This is a genomic window from Pseudomonas kurunegalensis (genome assembly GCF_030291635.1).
Lineage (GTDB): Bacteria > Pseudomonadota > Gammaproteobacteria > Pseudomonadales > Pseudomonadaceae > Aquipseudomonas > Aquipseudomonas monteilii.
The window spans coordinates 157,739-176,248 of the sequence record NZ_CP127871.1 but is presented as its reverse complement, the minus strand read 5'-3'; the positions used below and the strand labels follow the sequence as shown (position 1 = coordinate 176,248).

Genomic DNA, 18,510 nt, shown 5'->3' with positions numbered 1-18,510 from the left:
TCCTGTCAGTAGGCGATGCGGATATCGTTGAAGCCAAGGTCGTCAGCCTGTTCCGGGGTATCCGCCTCGTCGAACAGCAAACGGTGAATACGCCGGGCACTGGCCTGGAAGTCGCTACCACCCAGGCTGCCCAGGTTGTACTGGTGGCTGTGCACTTCGGCACGCACTCGCCCCGGGTGCGGCGACAACAGCAGGATACGGTTGCCAACCACCAGTGCTTCTTCGATGGAGTGGGTGACGAACAACAGGGTGAACCGCACTTCCTCCCACAGCAGCAACAGCTCTTCCTGCATCTTGCGCCGGGTCAGTGCATCCAGGGCGGCGAACGGCTCATCCATCAACAGGATCTTGGGCTGGGTGGCCAAGGCCCGGGCAATTGCCACACGTGCCTTCATACCTCCGGACAACGTGTGTGGATAAGCATCGGCAAAGGCGGCCAGACCGACCTTTTCCAGATAATGCAGCGCCCGTTCCTCCGCCTCTGCACGCTTGAGCTGGCCAGACACCAGCAGCGGAAACATGACGTTCTGCTTCACCGTTTTCCACGGCGGCAACTGGTCGAACTCCTGGAACACCACGATGCGGTCGGGGCCTGGGCCACGCACTGTCTGGCCCTGCAGCAGAATCTGCCCTTCTTGCGGCTGGATAAAACCGGCCACGGCTTTGAGCAGGGTGGACTTGCCACAGCCGGAGGGGCCGAGCAGTACAAAACGATCAGCGCGGTCGACTTCGAAGCTGACCTGATGGGTGGCCCGCACCACGCGTTGCGCGGTGCGGTATTCGAGGCTGAGGTTATCCACCTTGAGCAAAGGCGGCGTTGCGACACGGCTCAGGTTGCTGGCCGTGTGGCCTGGCAATGGGGCGGTCATGATCGGTCAGCTCCCCTGCAGCGGGCGTTCATCCTGGAAGAAGTAGTCCTTCCACGACTCCGGCTTGTGCTTGATGGCGCCTACCCGATAGAGGAAATCGGCCAGCTTGTAGGTGTTCTTGGGCGTAACGGTGAATTCGTACTGTGGGTTGTCGATCAGCTTGATCAGCGCGTCGCGGTCGATCTTGGCCTTGGTTACGCGGATATAGGTGTCGGCGGCAGCCGCCTTGTCTTTCTGGGCGAAGTCTGCGGCTTCGGCCAGGGCATCGACGAAGGCCTTGTAGGTTTTAGGGTTGTCCTTGCGGAACTTCTCGGTAGCAAACAGCAAGGTCGGCGAGTTGGGGCCGAGCAGGTCGTAGCTGTTGAGCACCACGTGCACGTCCTTGTTGGCCAGCACCTGGTCCTGGAACGGCGGGTTGGAGAAGTGCCCGTTCAGCTCGGTACCGCCCGCCAGCAGCGCGGCGGTGGCGTCCGGGTGCGGCACAGCCAAGGTGTATTTATCGAGGCGGTTGTATTCCTTGTCGCCCCACTGCTGAGCAGCGGCGTACTGCAGGAAGCGCGACTGCACCGAAACACCCACTGCCGGAACGGCAATACGGTCTTTGTCGGAGATGTCGGCGATGGTCTTCACGTTGGGGTTGCTGCTGACCAGGTAGTACGGGAAGTTGCCCAGCGAAGCCACGGCCTTCACGTTCTGCCGGCCCTTGGTGCGGTCCCAGACGGTCAACAGCGGCCCGACGCCAGCGCCGGCGATGTCCACCGAACCGGACAACAGTGCGTCGTTGATGGCCGAGCCACCCGACAGCTGCGCCCAGTCGACTTCGATGTCGATGCCCTGCTCCTTACCGTGTTTCTCAATCAGGTGCTGGTCACGCACCACGTTCAGCAGCAGGTAGACGATGCCGAATTGTTCGGCAATGCGGATCTTGCCTTCGGCCTGGGCCACGGCGGGGGCAGCCAGGCTGCCGACGACCAGGCTTGCGCCCAGGCCGATGCTTGCCGCCAGGCGGCTGATGGATTTGCGCATGATGGTTTCCTCAGTCGTCAGAACGGGGCATCGCCCTGGATGGTGGTGCGGTACAGCTTGCGCCGCAGGTGCGCGGGGCAGCCGGTGGCCAGGTGGATCAGCGAGCGGTTGTCCCAGAACACCAGGTCATGGGGCTGCCACTGGTGGCGGTAAATGTTCTGCTCCAGCACGCTAAGGGCATACAGCTGCTGCAGCACGTCACGGCTTTCGTCGTCTGGCAGGCCGACAATGCGGGTGGTGAAGCCTTCACTGACGAACAGGGCTTTGCGGCCGTTTTCCGGGTGAGTGCGGACTACCGGATGAATGACTTCCTTTACCTGCGCCAGTTGCTCGGCAGTCAGGGTCGGGCGCCAGTTGCCTTCGAATTTGGTCTCGGCGTAGCGGGCGGTGTAGGAGTGAGCGGCACTGCGGCCCTCGACCACTTTGCGCAGGGCGTCAGGCACAGCGTCCCAGGCTTTGTGCATGTCGGCAAACAGGGTGTCACCACCTTCACTGGGCAGTTCCTGGGCATGCAGCATGGAACCAAGGCTTGGCAGCTCCTTGTACGACAGGTCCGAGTGCCAGAATTTGCCGGCATCACCCAGGCCGATGTTCTGGCCGTTTTCGATGATGTTGGAAACGATCAGGATCTCGGGGTGGCCAGTCAGCAGGAACTGCTTGAGCACATGGATCTGCAACTCACCAAAGCGGCGGCTGAAGGCGATCTGCTGTTCCGGGCTGATCCGCTGGTCGCGGAACACCAGCACATGGTGGTCGAGGTGGGCGCGATGGATACGGGTGAAATCCTCGGCGCTGACCGGTTTGGCCAGGTCCAGGCCTATGATCTCGGCGCCGACGGCACCCGAGAAGGGGCGAATTTCGAAAACTTGCGGCTGGGCGCTGTCGATGGACGACAAGGCGTTCAAGGCGGCTGACATTTTTCACTCCCACGCAGTGCGCGACTTCAATGGCGCGCAACGATCAGAAACGCACGGGGTTTTCCCGTGTGGGTTCAAGTCGTGCGGCGCATCGATTGGTCGACGGGTACGCAGTGGAAGTGACTATAAAGTCATAAGAGCAATATTTTAAATACCTTTAACGCATAACCATAGCACTGGGGGCGGGGCGGCCCGCGATCAGATCAGCCCGCCCTGCTCTTCTTCGTCGATGAGGTTGTTTAGGCTGCTGAGCGCCTTGCGCGCCGTGGAACGGTTGAGCAGCTTGGCCTGCGCGCCTGGGGGCAAGTCAGTGATCTTGAATACGCCCTTGGCGGTCAGCACATCGATAAGGTCTTCAAGCACGCGGATCATGTCCAGGTCGCTTTGCTTGAGCTGGTTCAGGCTGTTTTCCACAACGTCATCGGCGAACCATTCCTGAACATCGGCATGGTCGGCGGGGAGCATTTCGGTGAACTGGTCAAAAGCGGCTGCTTCTACCCGCAGCAACTGGCCAGCGGCGTCGCGTTGCACGTAGAACATGGCGGTGTCCCTCGTCACGTTGGTTCCTTGTTGGTAGACAGCAGCATAGGCAAAGATCGCCAGGCACGCAGGCCCGGCGCAAGAGTATGCGCTGTTGGCGGATGGCAGGAAAGAGCCGGGGCCGCTAGGCGGCCCCGGTGGTCTATCAGCTGTCTTTGTTGTGGATGATGATGGTTGGGTCGGCACCGCTGATCAACGAGTTGACCGTGGTGTTGGACCAGTTCACCCCTTCCAGCTTGATGGTCACGTCAGCGTTGGCGATACCACCTTCGGCGTTCAGCTTGCCTTCGCTGCTGACTTGCAGCGTCGTCGTGCCTTCCACCGTGGTGAGCTTCAGGTAGTTGTCGATGGTGCTGCCCTTCTCGCCCTGGAGCAGGTCCTTCAGGTCGATACGGTCACCCTCGGCCACCTTGAAGTCCTTGATCACGTCGTTGCCGATGTCGCCCGCCTTCCACACGAAGGTGTCGGCACCGCTGCCACCGATCAGGATGTCATTGCCTTGGCCACCGATCAGGGTGTCATTGCCGGTACCGCCCAGCAGGATGTCATTACCTTTGCCGCCATCGAGCGTGTCGTTACCACCCTGACCGAAGAGGATATCGTTGCCATTGCCGCCCGACAGGATGTCGTTGCCGTCTTTGGCACCGGAGATATCGAACTCGGTGTAGTGCTCGGTGATGTACTGGTGGACATTGCTGGTGGTAACAGAGCTGACCTCGACACCGCTCTTCTGCGCGACGTAAGTCTGCAGGGCCTGGTAACCCTCGCTGACAACACCGTTGAGGGTGATCAAGTCACCGAAGATGATGTCATTGCCGTTGCCGCCATCGATGGTGTCGGCACCTGGCACCGTTGCTTCGGTGTGACCGAGAATCGCCTTCGCCAGGTCGGACGGGTCGATGTTGGTCTGCGGCTTGCCGGCACTGTCGTATGGTTTCAGGTCGCTCAGGGTGACATCGCTGTTCAGGCCGATGGCTTGCACCTTGGTCACACCAGAAAGCAGGCTGAAGCTGGCCGTCGAACCATCAGCAGCATAGTAAAGGTTACTCGAGCTCGTCCCGCCGTTACCAGCCAGGTAAGACAGCTCGTAAGTACCGTCACCTTGAGCGTGGATCGTACCCAGCTCGTTGGTCGAGTCCAGGCGCCCATTGCTCTTGTAGGTATAAAGCGTGACTGTCCCGTTGCTGCTGATTTCCAGCTTGTGCGTGCTATCGACCATGGTGCTGAACGAGTCGCCAATTTTGAAATTGTTGACGTTCACAACATCATCGAGGTATTTGCCACCTGTCCACAGACGAGGGTTGGTCGACTCTCCATTCTGGTAGTACGTCGGTTTACCGTCGGTGATGAAGTACGTCAGGTTCTCCGCACCGGTGTTGCTGGTGGCCATGGTGCTCTTGAAGAAGTTGGCCGTCGTCTTGAACGCGTCCTCATAGTTGGTACCACCACCGTAGTAGCCACCCACCATCGAGTTCAGCACCGCCTGCAGCTTGCTCAGGGCATCCGGGTCGGCAAGGTTCACCGCCACGTTCTTGTTCACCTGAGTGTCGAAGTCGACCAGGAAGATGTTCACGGTACCCGAGGTGTCGGAGCCCAGGCTGGCCTTGAGCGAATTGAACACCGAAGCCAGCTGCGTCTTCGCGTCGGCAATCGACTTGTCGCTCATACTGCCCGAGCTGTCGACCATGAAGGCGATGTTGTAGTTCTTGCCCTGAACCACGTTCAGGCCCGCCACGTCAGCGACGATGATGTCGTTGCCTTCGCTGCCGGTCATCGTGTCGTTACCCGATGTACCCACGCTGGCCTTGTAGGTTGCGGCATACACCGTGACCGGGATATTGCCGGTAGTGATGGCCGAGCCGCCCAGGCTTTCGGTGGCAGTCGAAGTGACCGTGATGTCGAACGAGCCTTTGTAGTAAGCCGGCGGAGTCAGTGTCAGGCTGCCGAGTTTCCAGCCCGTCACATCAACCGGGCTACTGCCTACCGTTACGGTATGGCCAGCACCATCGCTCAGCACGGTCCCTTTCGGAATGCCGCTGAGGGTTACGTTCAGGGTTTCCGAGCCGTCGGTATCGGTCAGGGCGGTGGTGATACCGACCAGTTTCACCGAACCACCTTCCGGCCCTTCGTTGAGTTTGTAGCCGTCGTAGTAGCTCTGACCATTCACGGTGTGCAGATCGGACACGCCCAGGCCAGCGTTGGCCATCTCGGTCACGTTCTGGTACATCTTGATGTTCGAGCTGCTCAGGTCGGTAACAGTACCCGAGCCTACCTGGATGTTCAGGTCATAGCTGCCTGGACCGGACTGGTTGGCATGGTAGACCTCGATCGGGTAGTAACCGCTGGTGGTCGGGGTAAAGGTGCCCGAAATCTTGCCACCAGCACCCCAGGTAGCCGTGACCACAGTGTTGCCGCCGATGGTGAGCACGAAGCTGTCGTCAGCAGTACCGCTGAAGGTATAGGTCTTGCCAGCCTCCAGGTAGATCAGGCCCGAAGTCTTCGACCCGGTGCCAGCGGTGACGCTGCCATCGGACTGCACGTTGGTAATGGTGCTGCTGGAGTTGGCACTGCCAGAGTTGGCAAAGACCGTCTTCAGGTCGTCACCGGTAATGCCATTACCACCAGTACCCAGGTTTTTCAGGGTGTTCCAGACTTCCTTGGTCAGGCCTTTGGAGTCGATATCAGCGCTGCCGAAGCTCAGGGTCGGCTTGTCGGCAACCGGGCTGATGTCGACCTTCATGGTCACTTCGCTGCCCAGGTTGGTGCCGTCGTTCGGCTTGAACTTGAACTGCGCGTAGTCGGCCTGCTGGTTGCCTACGCCGTTGCCACCATAGTTGTCTGCGCCCGACTGGTTGAGGGCCGGCACAAACTTCAGGTTATTGGCAGTGATGTCGGCCTGGCTGATCACCTGGTTGACCGTCACGTTCACCCATGCCGTACCGTTGAAGAACTGCAGGGTGCCAGCGGCCGGGAGCGAAGTAATGGTTACGGACAAGCCAGTGTTGCCATCGGCATCGGTGGTTTTGAAATCACTCCATGCAAACACGTAGTCAGTGTCTTCCACACCAAACACCGCGCCACCGGGCGAAACCGGCAGGTGGTCGTTGTCGAGGATGGCAGTGGTCACGCTCGACTTGGTGCTGTCAACTTGCAGGTTCTCGAAGGTACCACCGGTGGCGGTCTCGATCTTCACTGTGAAGTTCTCGGTACCTTCGACCAGCTTGTCGTCGATGGTAGCGATGTTGAACGTCGTGCCTGCGCTGTTGGCCGGGATCTTCACGGTGGTGACACCAGAGAAGTCCTCACCGTTCTTGGCGGTGCCACTGTAGCTGAGCGTGATGGTGACTTCGGACTTGGACGCATTGCTCAGGGTCAGCGTGTACTGGCCAGTTTCACCTTCAGTCAGCGAAGTGGTACCGGTGATGCCGACCGTGGTGACGTCGCCCTGGTTGCCCGTACCCGGTGTGCCCGAACCTGGTTCGTCGGTCACGGTGGTGGTCACCGGGGCCTTGTCCAGGGTCAGCTGTTCGAACTTGCCAACGTCGGTGCCGCTGACCGACGCGATCGACTTCACGACCGGGTCGTTGACGCCCACGTACGGGTTGTCCGGCGCAGTCACGGTGGTAGTACCCACAGTACCGTTGGCCGGCACGGTGATGGTGGTCTTGCCATCGTTCAGCGTGAAGGTCAGCGCCGAGTGGTTGTTGATCGGCAGGCCGTCTTTGTTGGTCAGCGTTACGGTGTAGGTGATCACGCCACCTTCAGTCACCGACGGGGTAGCAGTCAATTTGGCGATGACTTCGTCGGTGGTGTCGGTGACGTTGACCTTCGCCGCATCGCCCAGCTGCAGGTTCTCGAACGGACGGTTACCGATGTCGGCGGCCGACTTGATACCCAGGCTGATCTGACCGGCGTCGTTATAGACGTCATCGCCCTGTGCAGCGTGCTCGTATGGCGCGCTGGTCTGGCCGGCCTTGATGGTGACCTGGGCGTTGTTGCTCAGGGTCACGACCAGGTCGTTGGCCAGTGCCGTGTTGATGTGCACGGTGAAGGTCGGCTTCACATTCTCGGCGACCGACGTCTGGTCGGCGGTGATGGTGACCAGCACCAGGTCGCCCTGGTTGCCGGTGCCCGGGGTACCCGAACCTGGCTCGTCGGTGACGGTGGTGGTGACCGGGGCCTTGTCCAGGGTCAGCTGCTCGAACTTGCCGACGTCGGTGCCGCTGACCGAGGCGATCGATTTCACGATCGAGTCGTTGGTACCGACGTAGACGTTGTCCGGCGCAGTCACGGTGGTAGTACCCACAGTACCGTTGGCCGGCACGGTGATGGTGGTCTTGCCATCGTTCAGCGTGAAGGTCAGAGCCGAGTGGTTGTTGATCGGCAGGCCGTCTTTGTTGGTCAGGGTCACGGTGTAGGTGATTACGCCGCCTTCGGTGACCGACGGGGTCGCAGTCAGTTTCGCGATGACTTCGTCGGTAGTGTCGGTTACCTGTACCGAAGCGTTGCCGCCCAGTTGCAGGTTTTCGAAGGTACGACCATCGACGTCCACAGCGGACTTGATGCCCAGGCTGATCTGCCCGGCGTCGTTATAGACGTCATCGCCCTGCGCCGCGTGCTCGTACGGTGCACTGGTGTCGCCGGCCTTGATGGTGACCTTAGCATCGTTGCTCAGGGTCACGACCAGGTCGTGATCCAGCGGCTGGTTGATGTGCACGGTGAAGGTCGGTTTGACGTTTTCCGCGACCGAAGTCTGGTCGGCGGTGATGGTGACCAGCACCAGGTCGCCCTGGTTGCCAGTGCCCGGAGTACCCGAGCCTGGTTCGTCGGTCACGGTAGTGGTCACCGGGGCCTTGTCCAGGGTCAGTTGCTCGAACTTGCCGACATCGGTGCCGCTGACCGAGGCGATCGATTTCACGATCGAGTCGTTGGTACCGACGTAGACGTTGTCCGGCGCGGTGACGGTGGTAGTACCCACAGTGCCGTTGGCCGGCACGGTGATGGTGGTCTTGCCATCGTTCAGCGTGAAGGTCAGAGCCGAGTGGTTGTTGATCGGCAGGCCGTCTTTGTTGGTCAGGGTCACGGTGTAGGTGATTACGCCGCCTTCGGTGACCGACGGGGTCGCAGTCAGTTTCGCGATGACTTCGTCGGTAGTATCGGTGACCTGTACCGAAGCGTTGCCGCCCAGTTGCAGGTTCTCGAAGGTGCGACCATCCACATCCACGGCGGACTTGATGCCCACGCTGATCTGGCCAGCGTCGTTGTAGACGTCATCGCCCTGCGCCGCGTGCTCATACGGCGCGCTGGTGTCACCAGCCTTGATGGTGACCTTAGCATCGTTGCTCAGGGTCACGACCAGGTCGTGATCCAGCGGCTGGTTGATGTGCACGGTGAAGGTCGGTTTGACGTTCTCGGCCACCGAGGTCTGGTCGGCGGTGATGGTCACCAGCACCAGGTCGCCCTGGTTACCGGTGCCCGGAGTACCCGAACCTGGCTCGTCGGTGACGGTGGTGGTGACCGGGGCCTTGTCCAGAGTCAGCTGTTCGAACTTGCCGACGTCGTCGCCGCTGACCGAAGCGATCGATTTCACGATCGAGTCGTTGGTGCCGGTGTAGACGTTGTCCGGAGCGGTGACGGTGGTGGTGCCCACGGTGCCATTGGCCGGCACGGTGATGACGGTCTTGCCGTCGCTCAGCGTGAAGGTCAGGGCGCTGTGGTTGTTGATCGGCAGACCATCTTTGTTGGTCAGCGTGATGGTGTAGGTGATTACACCGCCTTCAGTGACCGACGGGGTCGCAGTCAGCTTCGCGATGACTTCGTCGGTGGTATCGGTGACCTGTACCGAAGCGTTGCCGCCCAGTTGCAGGTTCTCGAAGGTACGACCGTCGATATCGGTTGCCGACTTGATGCCCACGCTGATCTGGCCAGCGTCGTTGTAGACGTCATCGCCCTGCGCCGCGTGCTCGTACGGTGCACTGGTGTCGCCAGCCTTGATGGTCACGGTCGCATCGTTGCTGAGGGTCACGACCAGGTCGTGATCCAGCGGCTGGTTGATGTGCACGGTGAAGGTCGGTTTGACGTTCTCGGCCACCGAGGTCTGGTCGGCGGTGATGGTCACCAGTACCAGATCACCTTCGTTGCCAGTGCCTGGGGTACCCGAGCCCGGTTCGTCGGTGACGGTGGTGGTGACCGGCGCCTTGTCCAGGGTCAGTTGTTCGAACTTGCCGACGTCGTCGCCGCTGACCGATGCGATCGATTTCACGATCGAGTCGTTAGTGCCGGTGTAGACGTTATCCGGCGCGGTGACGGTGGTGGTGCCCACGGTGCCATTGGCTGGCACGGTGATGACAGTCTTGCCGTCGCTCAGCGTGAAGGTCAGAGCCGAGTGGTTATTGATCGGCAAGCCGTCTTTGTTGGTCAGCGTGACGGTGTAGGTGATTACACCGCCTTCGGTGACCGACGGGGTCGCAGTCAGCTTCGCGATGACTTCGTCGGTGGTGTCGGTCACCTGAACCGAAGCGTTGCCGCCCAGCTGCAGGTTTTCGAAGGTACGACCATCGACGTCCACGGCGGACTTGATGCCCACGCTGATCTGGCCAGCGTCGTTATAGACGTCATCGCCCTGTGCCGCGTGCTCGTATGGCGCACTGGTGTCGCCGGCCTTGATGGTGACCTTAGCATCGTTGCTCAGGGTCACGACCAGGTCGTGATCCAGCGGCTGGTTGATGTGCACGGTGAACGTCGGTTTGACGTTCTCGGCCACCGAAGTCTGATCGGCGGTGATGGTGACCAGCACCAGGTCGCCCTGGTTGCCGGTGCCCGGGGTACCCGAGCCTGGTTCGTCGGTCACGGTGGTGGTCACCGGGGCCTTGTCCAGGGTCAGTTGCTCGAACTTGCCGACGTCGTCGCCGCTGACCGAAGCGATCGACTTGATCACTGGGTCGTTGGTGCCGGTGTAAACGTTGTCCGGGGCAATTACGGTGGTAGTGCCCACAGTGCCGTTGGCCGGCACGGTGATGACGGTCTTGCCGTCGCTCAGCGTGAAGGTCAGCGCCGAGTGGTTGTTGATCGGCAGGCCGTCCTTGTTGGTCAGCGTCACGGTGTAAGTGATCACGCCGCCTTCGGTAACCGAAGGTGTAGCGGTCAGCTTCGCGATCACTTCGTCGGTGGTGTCGGTGACATCAACCTTCGCCGCATTACCCAGCTGCAGGTTTTCGAAGGTACGACCGTCGACGTCCACAGCGGACTTGATACCCACACTGATCTGGCCAGCGTCGTTATAAACGTCATCGCCCTGTGCCGCGTGCTCGTACGGCGCGCTGGTGTCGCCGGCCTTGATGGTCACGGTCGCATCGTTGCTCAGGGTCACGACCAAGTCGTGGTCCAGCGGCTGGTTGATGTGCACGGTGAAGGTCGGTTTGACGTTCTCGGCCACCGAGGTCTGGTCGGCGGTAATGGTGACCAGCACCAGGTCGCCCTGGTTGCCGGTGCCCGGGGTACCCGAACCCGGTTCGTCGGTGACGGTAGTGGTCACCGGCGCCTTGTCCAGGGTCAGTTGCTCGAACTTGCCGACGTCGTCGCCGCTGACCGAAGCGATCGACTTGATCACTGGGTCATTGGTGCCGGTGTAGACGTTGTCCGGTGCGGTGACGGTGGTAGTGCCCACGGTGCCGTTGGCCGGCACAGTGATGGTGGTCTTGCCATCGTTCAGCGTGAAGGTCAGTGCCGAGTGGTTATTGATCGGCAGACCGTCTTTGTTGGTCAGTGTCACGGTGTAGGTGATCACGCCGCCTTCAGTGACCGACGGGGTAGCCGTCAGCTTCGCGATCACTTCGTCGGTGGTGTCGGTGACATCAACCTTCGCCGCATTACCCAGCTGCAGGTTTTCGAAGGTACGACCGTCGACGTCCACCGCCGACTTGATACCCACACTGATCTGACCGGCGTCGTTGTAGACGTCATCGCCTTGCGCCGCGTGCTCGTATGGCGCGCTGGTGTCACCGGCCTTGATGGTGACCTGAGCATCGTTGCTGAGGGTCACGACCAGGTCGTGATCCAGCGGCTGGTTGATGTGCACGGTGAAGGTCGGTTTGACGTTCTCGGCCACCGAAGTCTGATCGGCGGTGATGGTGACCAGCACCAGGTCGCCCTGGTTGCCGGTGCCCGGGGTGCCCGAACCTGGTTCGTCGGTCACGGTGGTGGTGACTGGCGCCTTGTCCAGGGTCAGTTGTTCGAACTTGCCGACGTCGTCGCCGCTGACCGAAGCGATCGATTTCACGATCGAGTCGTTGGTACCGGTGTAGACGTTGTCCGGCGCGATAACGGTAGTAGTGCCCACGGTGCCGTTGGCCGGCACGGTGATGGTGGTCTTGCCATCGTTCAGCGTGAAGGTCAGAGCCGAGTGGTTATTGATCGGCAGGCCGTCTTTGTTGGTCAGCGTCACGGTGTAGGTGATCACGCCGCCTTCGGTGACCGACGGGGTCGCAGTCAGTTTCGCGATGACTTCGTCGGTGGTGTCGGTTACCTGAACGGAGGCATTGCCGCCCAGTTGCAGGTTCTCGAAGGTGCGACCATCCACATCCACGGCGGACTTGATGCCCACGCTGATCTGGCCAGCGTCGTTGTAAACGTCATCGCCCTGTGCAGCGTGCTCGTACGGCGCGCTGGTGTCGCCGGCCTTGATGGTCACGGTCGCATCGTTGCTCAGGGTCACGACCAGGTCGTGATCCAGCGGCTGGTTGATGTGCACGGTGAAGGTCGGTTTGACGTTTTCCGCGACCGAAGTCTGGTCGGCGGTGATGGTGACCAGTACCAGATCACCTTCGTTGCCAGTGCCTGGGGTACCCGAGCCCGGTTCGTCGGTCACGGTGGTGGTCACCGGCGCCTTGTCCAGGGTCAGTTGCTCGAACTTGCCGACGTCGTCGCCGCTGACCGAAGCGATCGATTTCACGATCGAGTCGTTGGTACCGGTGTAGACGTTGTCCGGCGCGATAACGGTAGTAGTGCCCACGGTGCCGTTGGCCGGCACGGTGATGGTGGTCTTGCCATCGTTCAGCGTGAAGGTCAGAGCCGAGTGGTTATTGATCGGCAGGCCGTCTTTGTTGGTCAGCGTGATGGTGTAAGTGATCTGGCCGCCTTCGGTCACAGACTCGGTTGCAGTCAGCTTGGCCACAACTTCGTTGATGGTGTCCTTGACCTTGACCGAAGCATCGCCGCCCAGTTGCAGGTTTTCGAAACCACGACCGTCGATATCCACGGCGGACTTGATACCCAGAGTGATTTTGCCGCCGTCTTCGTAGACGTCTTCACCTTGCGCTGCATGGGTGTACGGTGCGCTGGTTTCACCGGCCTTGATGGTGACTTGGGCGTTGTTGCTCAGGGTCACGACCAGGTCATGATCCAGAACGGTGTTGATCTTGACGGTGAAGGTTGGCTCTTTGTTTTCGTAGACCAACTTCTGATCAGCCACGATAGTGACTTTGACCAGATCGCCCTGGTTGCCGGTACCTGGAGTGCCCGAACCTGGCTCGTCGGTAACTTCGGTGCTGACCTTGGTTTCGTCCAGCGTCAGCTGCTCGAACTTCCAGGCATCAGCGCCGCTGACGTACTTGAGGCTCTGCTCGATCGCAGCATTCGTACCGGTATAGACGTTGTCCGGAGCAATAACAGTAATCGAGCCGGTAGTCCCGTTTGCCGGTACGGTAATGGTGGTCTTGCCATCACTCAGGGTGAAGGTCAGGGCCGAGTGGTTGTTGATCGGCAGGCCATCTTTGTTGGTCAGTGTCACAGTGTAGGTGATCACACCACCTTCACTCACAGACTCTGTTGCAGTCAGTTTTGCTACAACTTCGTTGATCGTGTCGGTAACTTTGACCGAAGCCTGTTCACCCAGTTGCAGGTTTTCGAAAGTACGTCCGTCAACATCCACCGCCGACTTGATGCCAAGGGTGATTTCGCCACTGTCCTGATAGACGTCGTCGCCCTGTGCCGCGTGGACATAAGGTTCGCTCGAAGTCTGACCGGCCTTGATGGTGACCTGTGCATCGTTGCTCAGGGTCACGACCAGGTCATGGTCCAGTGCGGTGTTGATGTGCACGGTGAAGCTCGGCTTGACGTCCTCGGCGACCGAGACCTGATCGGCCGTAATGGTGACCTTGACCACGTCGCCCTGGTTGCCGGTACCTGGAGTACCCGAACCTGGCTCGTCGGTAACTTCGGTGCTGACCTTGGTTTCGTCCAGCGTCAGCTGTTCGAACTTCCAGGCATCAGCGCCGCTGACGTACTTCAGGCTCTGCTCGACCGGTGCGTTCGTGCCGGTATAAACGTTGTCTGGAGCAATAATGGTGGCAGAGCCGGTGGTGCCGTTCGCAGGCACAGTGATGGTGGTCTTGCCGTCACTCAGCGTGAAGGTCAGTGCCGAGTGGTTGTTGATCGGCAGGCCGTCCTTGTTGGTCAGCGTCACGGTGTAAGTGATCACGCCACCTTCAGTAACGGACTCGGTTGCGGTCAATGTGGCCACAACTTCGCTGACTGTGTCGGTAACCTGAACCGAAGCGTCGCCGCCCAGTTGCAGGTTCTCGAAGGCACGGCCGTCGACGTCCACCGCCGACTTGATGCCCAGGGTGATTTCGCCGCTGTCCAGATAGACGTCATCGCCTTGTGCAGCGTGCTCGTATGGCGCGCTGGTGTCGCCGGCCTTGATGGTCACGGTCGCATCGTTGCTGAGGGTCACGACCAGGTCGTGGTCCAGCGGCTGGTTGATGTGCACGGTGAACGTCGGTTTGACGTTTTCCGCGACCGAGGTCTGGTCGGCGGTGATGGTGACCAGTACCAGATCACCTTCGTTGCCAGTGCCTGGGGTACCCGAGCCCGGTTCGTCGGTCACGGTGGTGGTCACCGGCGCCTTGTCTAGGGTCAGTTGCTCGAACTTGCCGACGTCATCGCCGCTGACCGAAGCAATCGATTTCACGATCGAGTCGTTGGTGCCGGTGTAGACGTTATCCGGCGCGGTGACGGTGGTGGTGCCCACGGTGCCATTGGCTGGCACGGTGATGACGGTTTTACCGTCGCTCAGCGTGAAGGTCAGGGCCGAGTGGTTATTGATCGGCAGACCGTCTTTATTGGTCAGCGTGATGGTGTAGGTGATTACACCGCCTTCGGTGACCGACGGGGTCGCAGTCAGTTTTGCGATGACTTCGTCGGTGGTGTCGGTGACCTGAACCGAAGCGTTGCCGCCCAGTTGCAGGTTTTCGAAGGTACGACCATCGACGTCCACGGCGGACTTGATGCCCACGCTGATCTGGCCAGCGTCGTTGTAGACGTCATCGCCCTGCGCCGCGTGCTCGTACGGCGCGCTGGTGTCGCCGGCCTTGATGGTCACGGTCGCATCATTGCTGAGGGTCACGACCAGGTCGTGATCCAGCGGCTGGTTGATGTGCACGGTGAAGGTCGGTTTGACGTTCTCGGCCACCGAAGTCTGGTCGGCGGTGATGGTGACCAGTACCAGATCACCTTCGTTGCCAGTGCCTGGGGTACCCGAGCCTGGCTCGTCGGTGACGGTGGTGGTGACCGGCGCCTTGTCCAGGGTCAGTTGCTCGAACTTGCCCACGTCGTCGCCGCTGACCGAAGCGATCGATTTCACGATCGAGTCGTTGGTGCCGGTGTAGACGTTGTCCGGCGCGGTAACGGTGGTGGTGCCCACGGTGCCATTGGCTGGCACGGTGATGACGGTTTTACCGTCGCTCAGCGTGAAGGTCAGGGCCGAGTGGTTATTGATCGGCAGACCGTCTTTATTGGTCAGCGTGATGGTGTAGGTGATTACACCGCCTTCGGTGACCGAAGGGGTCGCAGTCAGTTTTGCGATGACTTCGTCGGTGGTGTCGGTGACCTGAACCGAAGCGTTGCCGCCCAGTTGCAGGTTTTCGAAGGTACGACCGTCGACGTCCACGGCGGACTTGATGCCCACACTGATCTGGCCAGCGTCGTTATAGACGTCATCGCCCTGTGCAGCGTGCTCATACGGCGCACTGGTGTCACCAGCCTTGATGGTGACCTGAGCATCGTTGCTCAGGGTCACGACCAGGTCGTGATCCAGCGGCTGGTTGATGTGCACGGTGAACGTCGGTTTGACGTTTTCCGCGACCGAGGTCTGGTCGGCGGTGATGGTGACCAGTACCAGATCACCTTCGTTGCCAGTGCCTGGGGTACCCGAGCCCGGTTCGTCGGTCACGGTGGTGGTCACCGGCGCCTTGTCTAGGGTCAGTTGCTCGAACTTGCCGACGTCATCGCCGCTGACCGAAGCAATCGATTTCACGATCGAGTCGTTGGTGCCGGTGTAGACGTTATCCGGCGCGGTGACGGTGGTGGTGCCCACGGTGCCATTGGCTGGCACGGTGATGACGGTTTTACCGTCGCTCAGCGTGAAGGTCAGGGCCGAGTGGTTATTGATCGGCAGACCGTCTTTATTGGTCAGCGTGATGGTGTAGGTGATTACACCGCCTTCGGTGACCGACGGGGTCGCAGTCAGTTTTGCGATGACTTCGTCGGTGGTGTCGGTGACCTGAACCGAAGCGTTGCCGCCCAGTTGCAGGTTTTCGAAGGTACGACCATCGACGTCCACGGCGGACTTGATGCCCACGCTGATCTGGCCAGCGTCGTTGTAGACGTCATCGCCCTGCGCCGCGTGCTCGTACGGCGCGCTGGTGTCGCCGGCCTTGATGGTCACGGTCGCATCATTGCTGAGGGTCACGACCAGGTCGTGATCCAGCGGCTGGTTGATGTGCACGGTGAAGGTCGGTTTGACGTTCTCGGCCACCGAAGTCTGGTCGGCGGTGATGGTGACCAGTACCAGATCACCTTCGTTGCCAGTGCCTGGGGTACCCGAGCCTGGCTCGTCGGTGACGGTGGTGGTGACCGGCGCCTTGTCCAGGGTCAGTTGCTCGAACTTGCCCACGTCGTCGCCGCTGACCGAAGCGATCGATTTCACGATCGAGTCGTTGGTGCCGGTGTAGACGTTGTCCGGCGCGGTAACGGTGGTGGTGCCCACGGTGCCATTGGCTGGCACGGTGATGACGGTTTTACCGTCGCTCAGCGTGAAGGTCAGGGCCGAGTGGTTATTGATCGGCAGACCGTCTTTATTGGTCAGCGTGATGGTGTAGGTGATTACACCGCCTTCGGTGACCGACGGGGTCGCAGTCAGTTTTGCGATGACTTCGTCGGTGGTGTCGGTGACCTGAACCGAAGCGTTGCCGCCCAGTTGCAGGTTTTCGAAGGTACGACCATCGACGTCCACGGCGGACTTGATGCCCACGCTGATCTGGCCAGCGTCGTTGTAGACGTCATCGCCCTGCGCCGCGTGCTCGTACGGTGCGCTGGTGTCGCCGGCCTTGATGGTCACGGTCGCATCATTGCTGAGGGTCACGACCAGGTCGTGATCCAGCGGCTGGTTGATGTGCACGGTGAAGGTCGGTTTGACGTTCTCGGCCACCGAAGTCTGGTCGGCGGTGATGGTGACCAGTACCAGGTCGCCCTGGTTGCCGGTGCCCGGGGTGCCCGAGCCCGGTTCGTCGGTCACGGTGGTGGTCACCGGGGCCTTGTCCAGGGTCAGTTGCTCGAACTTGCCGACGTCGTCGCCGCTGACCGAAGCGATCGACTTGATCACTGGGTCGTTGGTGCCGGTGTAAACGTTGTCCGGGGCAATTACGGTGGTAGTGCCCACAGTGCCGTTGGCCGGCACGGTGATGACAGTCTTGCCGTCGCTCAGCGTGAAGGTCAGCGCCGAGTGGTTGTTGATCGGCAGGCCGTCCTTGTTGGTCAGCGTCACGGTGTAGGTGATCACGCCACCTTCGGTAACCGAAGGCGTAGCGGTCAGCTTCGCGATGACTTCGTCGGTGGTGTCGGTTACCTGAACGGAGGCATTGCCGCCCAGTTGCAGGTTCTCGAAGGTACGACCATCCACGTCCACAGCGGACTTGATGCCCACGCTGATCTGGCCAGCGTCGTTGTAGACGTCATCGCCCTGCGCCGCGTGCTCGTACGGCGCGCTGGTGTCGCCGGCCTTGATGGTCACGGTCGCATCATTGCTGAGGGTCACGACCAGGTCGTGATCCAGCGGCTGGTTGATGTGCACGGTGAAGGTCGGTTTGACGTTCTCGGCCACCGAAGTCTGGTCGGCGGTGATGGTGACCAGTACCAGATCACCTTCGTTGCCAGTGCCTGGGGTACCCGAGCCTGGCTCGTCGGTGACGGTGGTGGTGACCGGCGCCTTGTCCAGGGTCAGTTGCTCGAACTTGCCCACGTCGTCGCCGCTGACCGAAGCGATCGATTTCACGATCGAGTCGTTGGTGCCGGTGTAGACGTTGTCCGGCGCGGTAACGGTGGTGGTGCCCACGGTGCCATTGGCCGGTACGGTGATGACGGTCTTGCCGTCGCTCAGCGTGAAGGTCAGCGCCGAGTGGTTGTTGATCGGCAGGCCGTCCTTGTTGGTCAGCGTCACGGTGTAGGTGATCACGCCACCTTCGGTAACCGAAGGCGTAGCGGTCAGCTTCGCGATGACTTCGTCGGTGGTATCGGTGACCTGAACGGAGGCGTTGCCGCCCAGTTGCAGGTTTTCGAAGGTACGACCGTCGACGTCCACGGCGGACTTGATGCCCACACTGATCTGGCCAGCGTCGTTATAGACGTCATCGCCCTGTGCAGCGTGCTCATACGGCGCACTGGTGTCACCAGCCTTGATGGTGACCTGAGCATCGTTGCTCAGGGTCACGACCAGGTCGTGATCCAGCGGCTGGTTGATGTGCACGGTGAAGGTCGGCTTGACGTTCTCGGCGACCGAAGTCTGGTCGGCGGTGATGGTGACCAGCACCAGGTCGCCCTGGTTGCCGGTGCCCGGGGTGCCCGAGCCCGGTTCGTCGGTCACGGTGGTGGTCACCGGGGCCTTGTCCAGGGTCAGTTGCTCGAACTTGCCGACGTCGTCGCCGCTGACCGAAGCGATCGACTTGATCACTGGGTCGTTGGTGCCGGTGTAAACGTTGTCCGGGGCAATTACGGTGGTAGTGCCCACAGTGCCGTTGGCCGGCACGGTGATGACAGTCTTGCCGTCGCTCAGCGTGAAGGTCAGCGCCGAGTGGTTGTTGATCGGCAGGCCGTCCTTGTTGGTC

General features: G+C 60.7%; 5 protein-coding genes (1 of these 5 running past the window's edge). All 5 read right to left on the bottom strand.

Going from position 1 to position 18,510, the window contains the following annotated elements; all coding sequences use genetic code 11:
• Positions 1 to 5: 5 nt before the first annotated feature.
• Complete coding sequence (locus QQ992_RS00675) at positions 6 to 869, bottom strand: ABC transporter ATP-binding protein (protein ID WP_016714392.1); 864 nt, start codon at positions 867 to 869, stop codon at positions 6 to 8.
• 6 nt (positions 870 to 875) lie between these two features.
• Positions 876 to 1,895 (bottom strand): ABC transporter substrate-binding protein, encoded by a 1,020-nt coding sequence (locus QQ992_RS00670; protein ID WP_119368430.1) that lies wholly within the window; start codon positions 1,893 to 1,895, stop codon positions 876 to 878.
• A 17-nt stretch (positions 1,896 to 1,912) separates the two neighbouring features.
• On the bottom strand, positions 1,913 to 2,812 hold the full coding sequence (locus QQ992_RS00665) for a TauD/TfdA dioxygenase family protein (RefSeq protein WP_110741942.1): 900 nt from the start codon (positions 2,810 to 2,812) through the stop codon (positions 1,913 to 1,915).
• 198 nt (positions 2,813 to 3,010) lie between these two features.
• On the bottom strand, positions 3,011 to 3,352 hold the full coding sequence (locus QQ992_RS00660) for a tryptophan synthase subunit beta (RefSeq protein ID WP_105947449.1): 342 nt from the start codon (positions 3,350 to 3,352) through the stop codon (positions 3,011 to 3,013).
• A gap of 145 nt (positions 3,353 to 3,497) precedes the next feature.
• Positions 3,498 to 18,510: the 3' end of an immunoglobulin-like domain-containing protein gene (locus QQ992_RS00655; protein WP_286111931.1), read on the bottom strand. It continues 15,866 nt past the right edge of the window; 15,013 of the gene's 30,879 nt are visible here — the last part of the coding sequence; its start codon lies off the right edge, out of view — the gene reads right to left on this strand; its stop codon occupies positions 3,498 to 3,500.

What these genes read in the sequence shown, in the direction of transcription:
- QQ992_RS00665 (WP_110741942.1), bottom strand. Translation starts at nt 2,812, where the DNA reads ATGTCAGCCGCCTTGAACGCCTTGTCGTCCATCGACAGCGCCCAGCCG.
- QQ992_RS00660 (WP_105947449.1), bottom strand. Translation starts at nt 3,352, where the DNA reads ATGTTCTACGTGCAACGCGACGCCGCTGGCCAGTTGCTGCGGGTAGAA.
- QQ992_RS00670 (WP_119368430.1), bottom strand. Translation starts at nt 1,895, where the DNA reads ATGCGCAAATCCATCAGCCGCCTGGCGGCAAGCATCGGCCTGGGCGCA.
- QQ992_RS00675 (WP_016714392.1), bottom strand. Translation starts at nt 869, where the DNA reads ATGACCGCCCCATTGCCAGGCCACACGGCCAGCAACCTGAGCCGTGTC.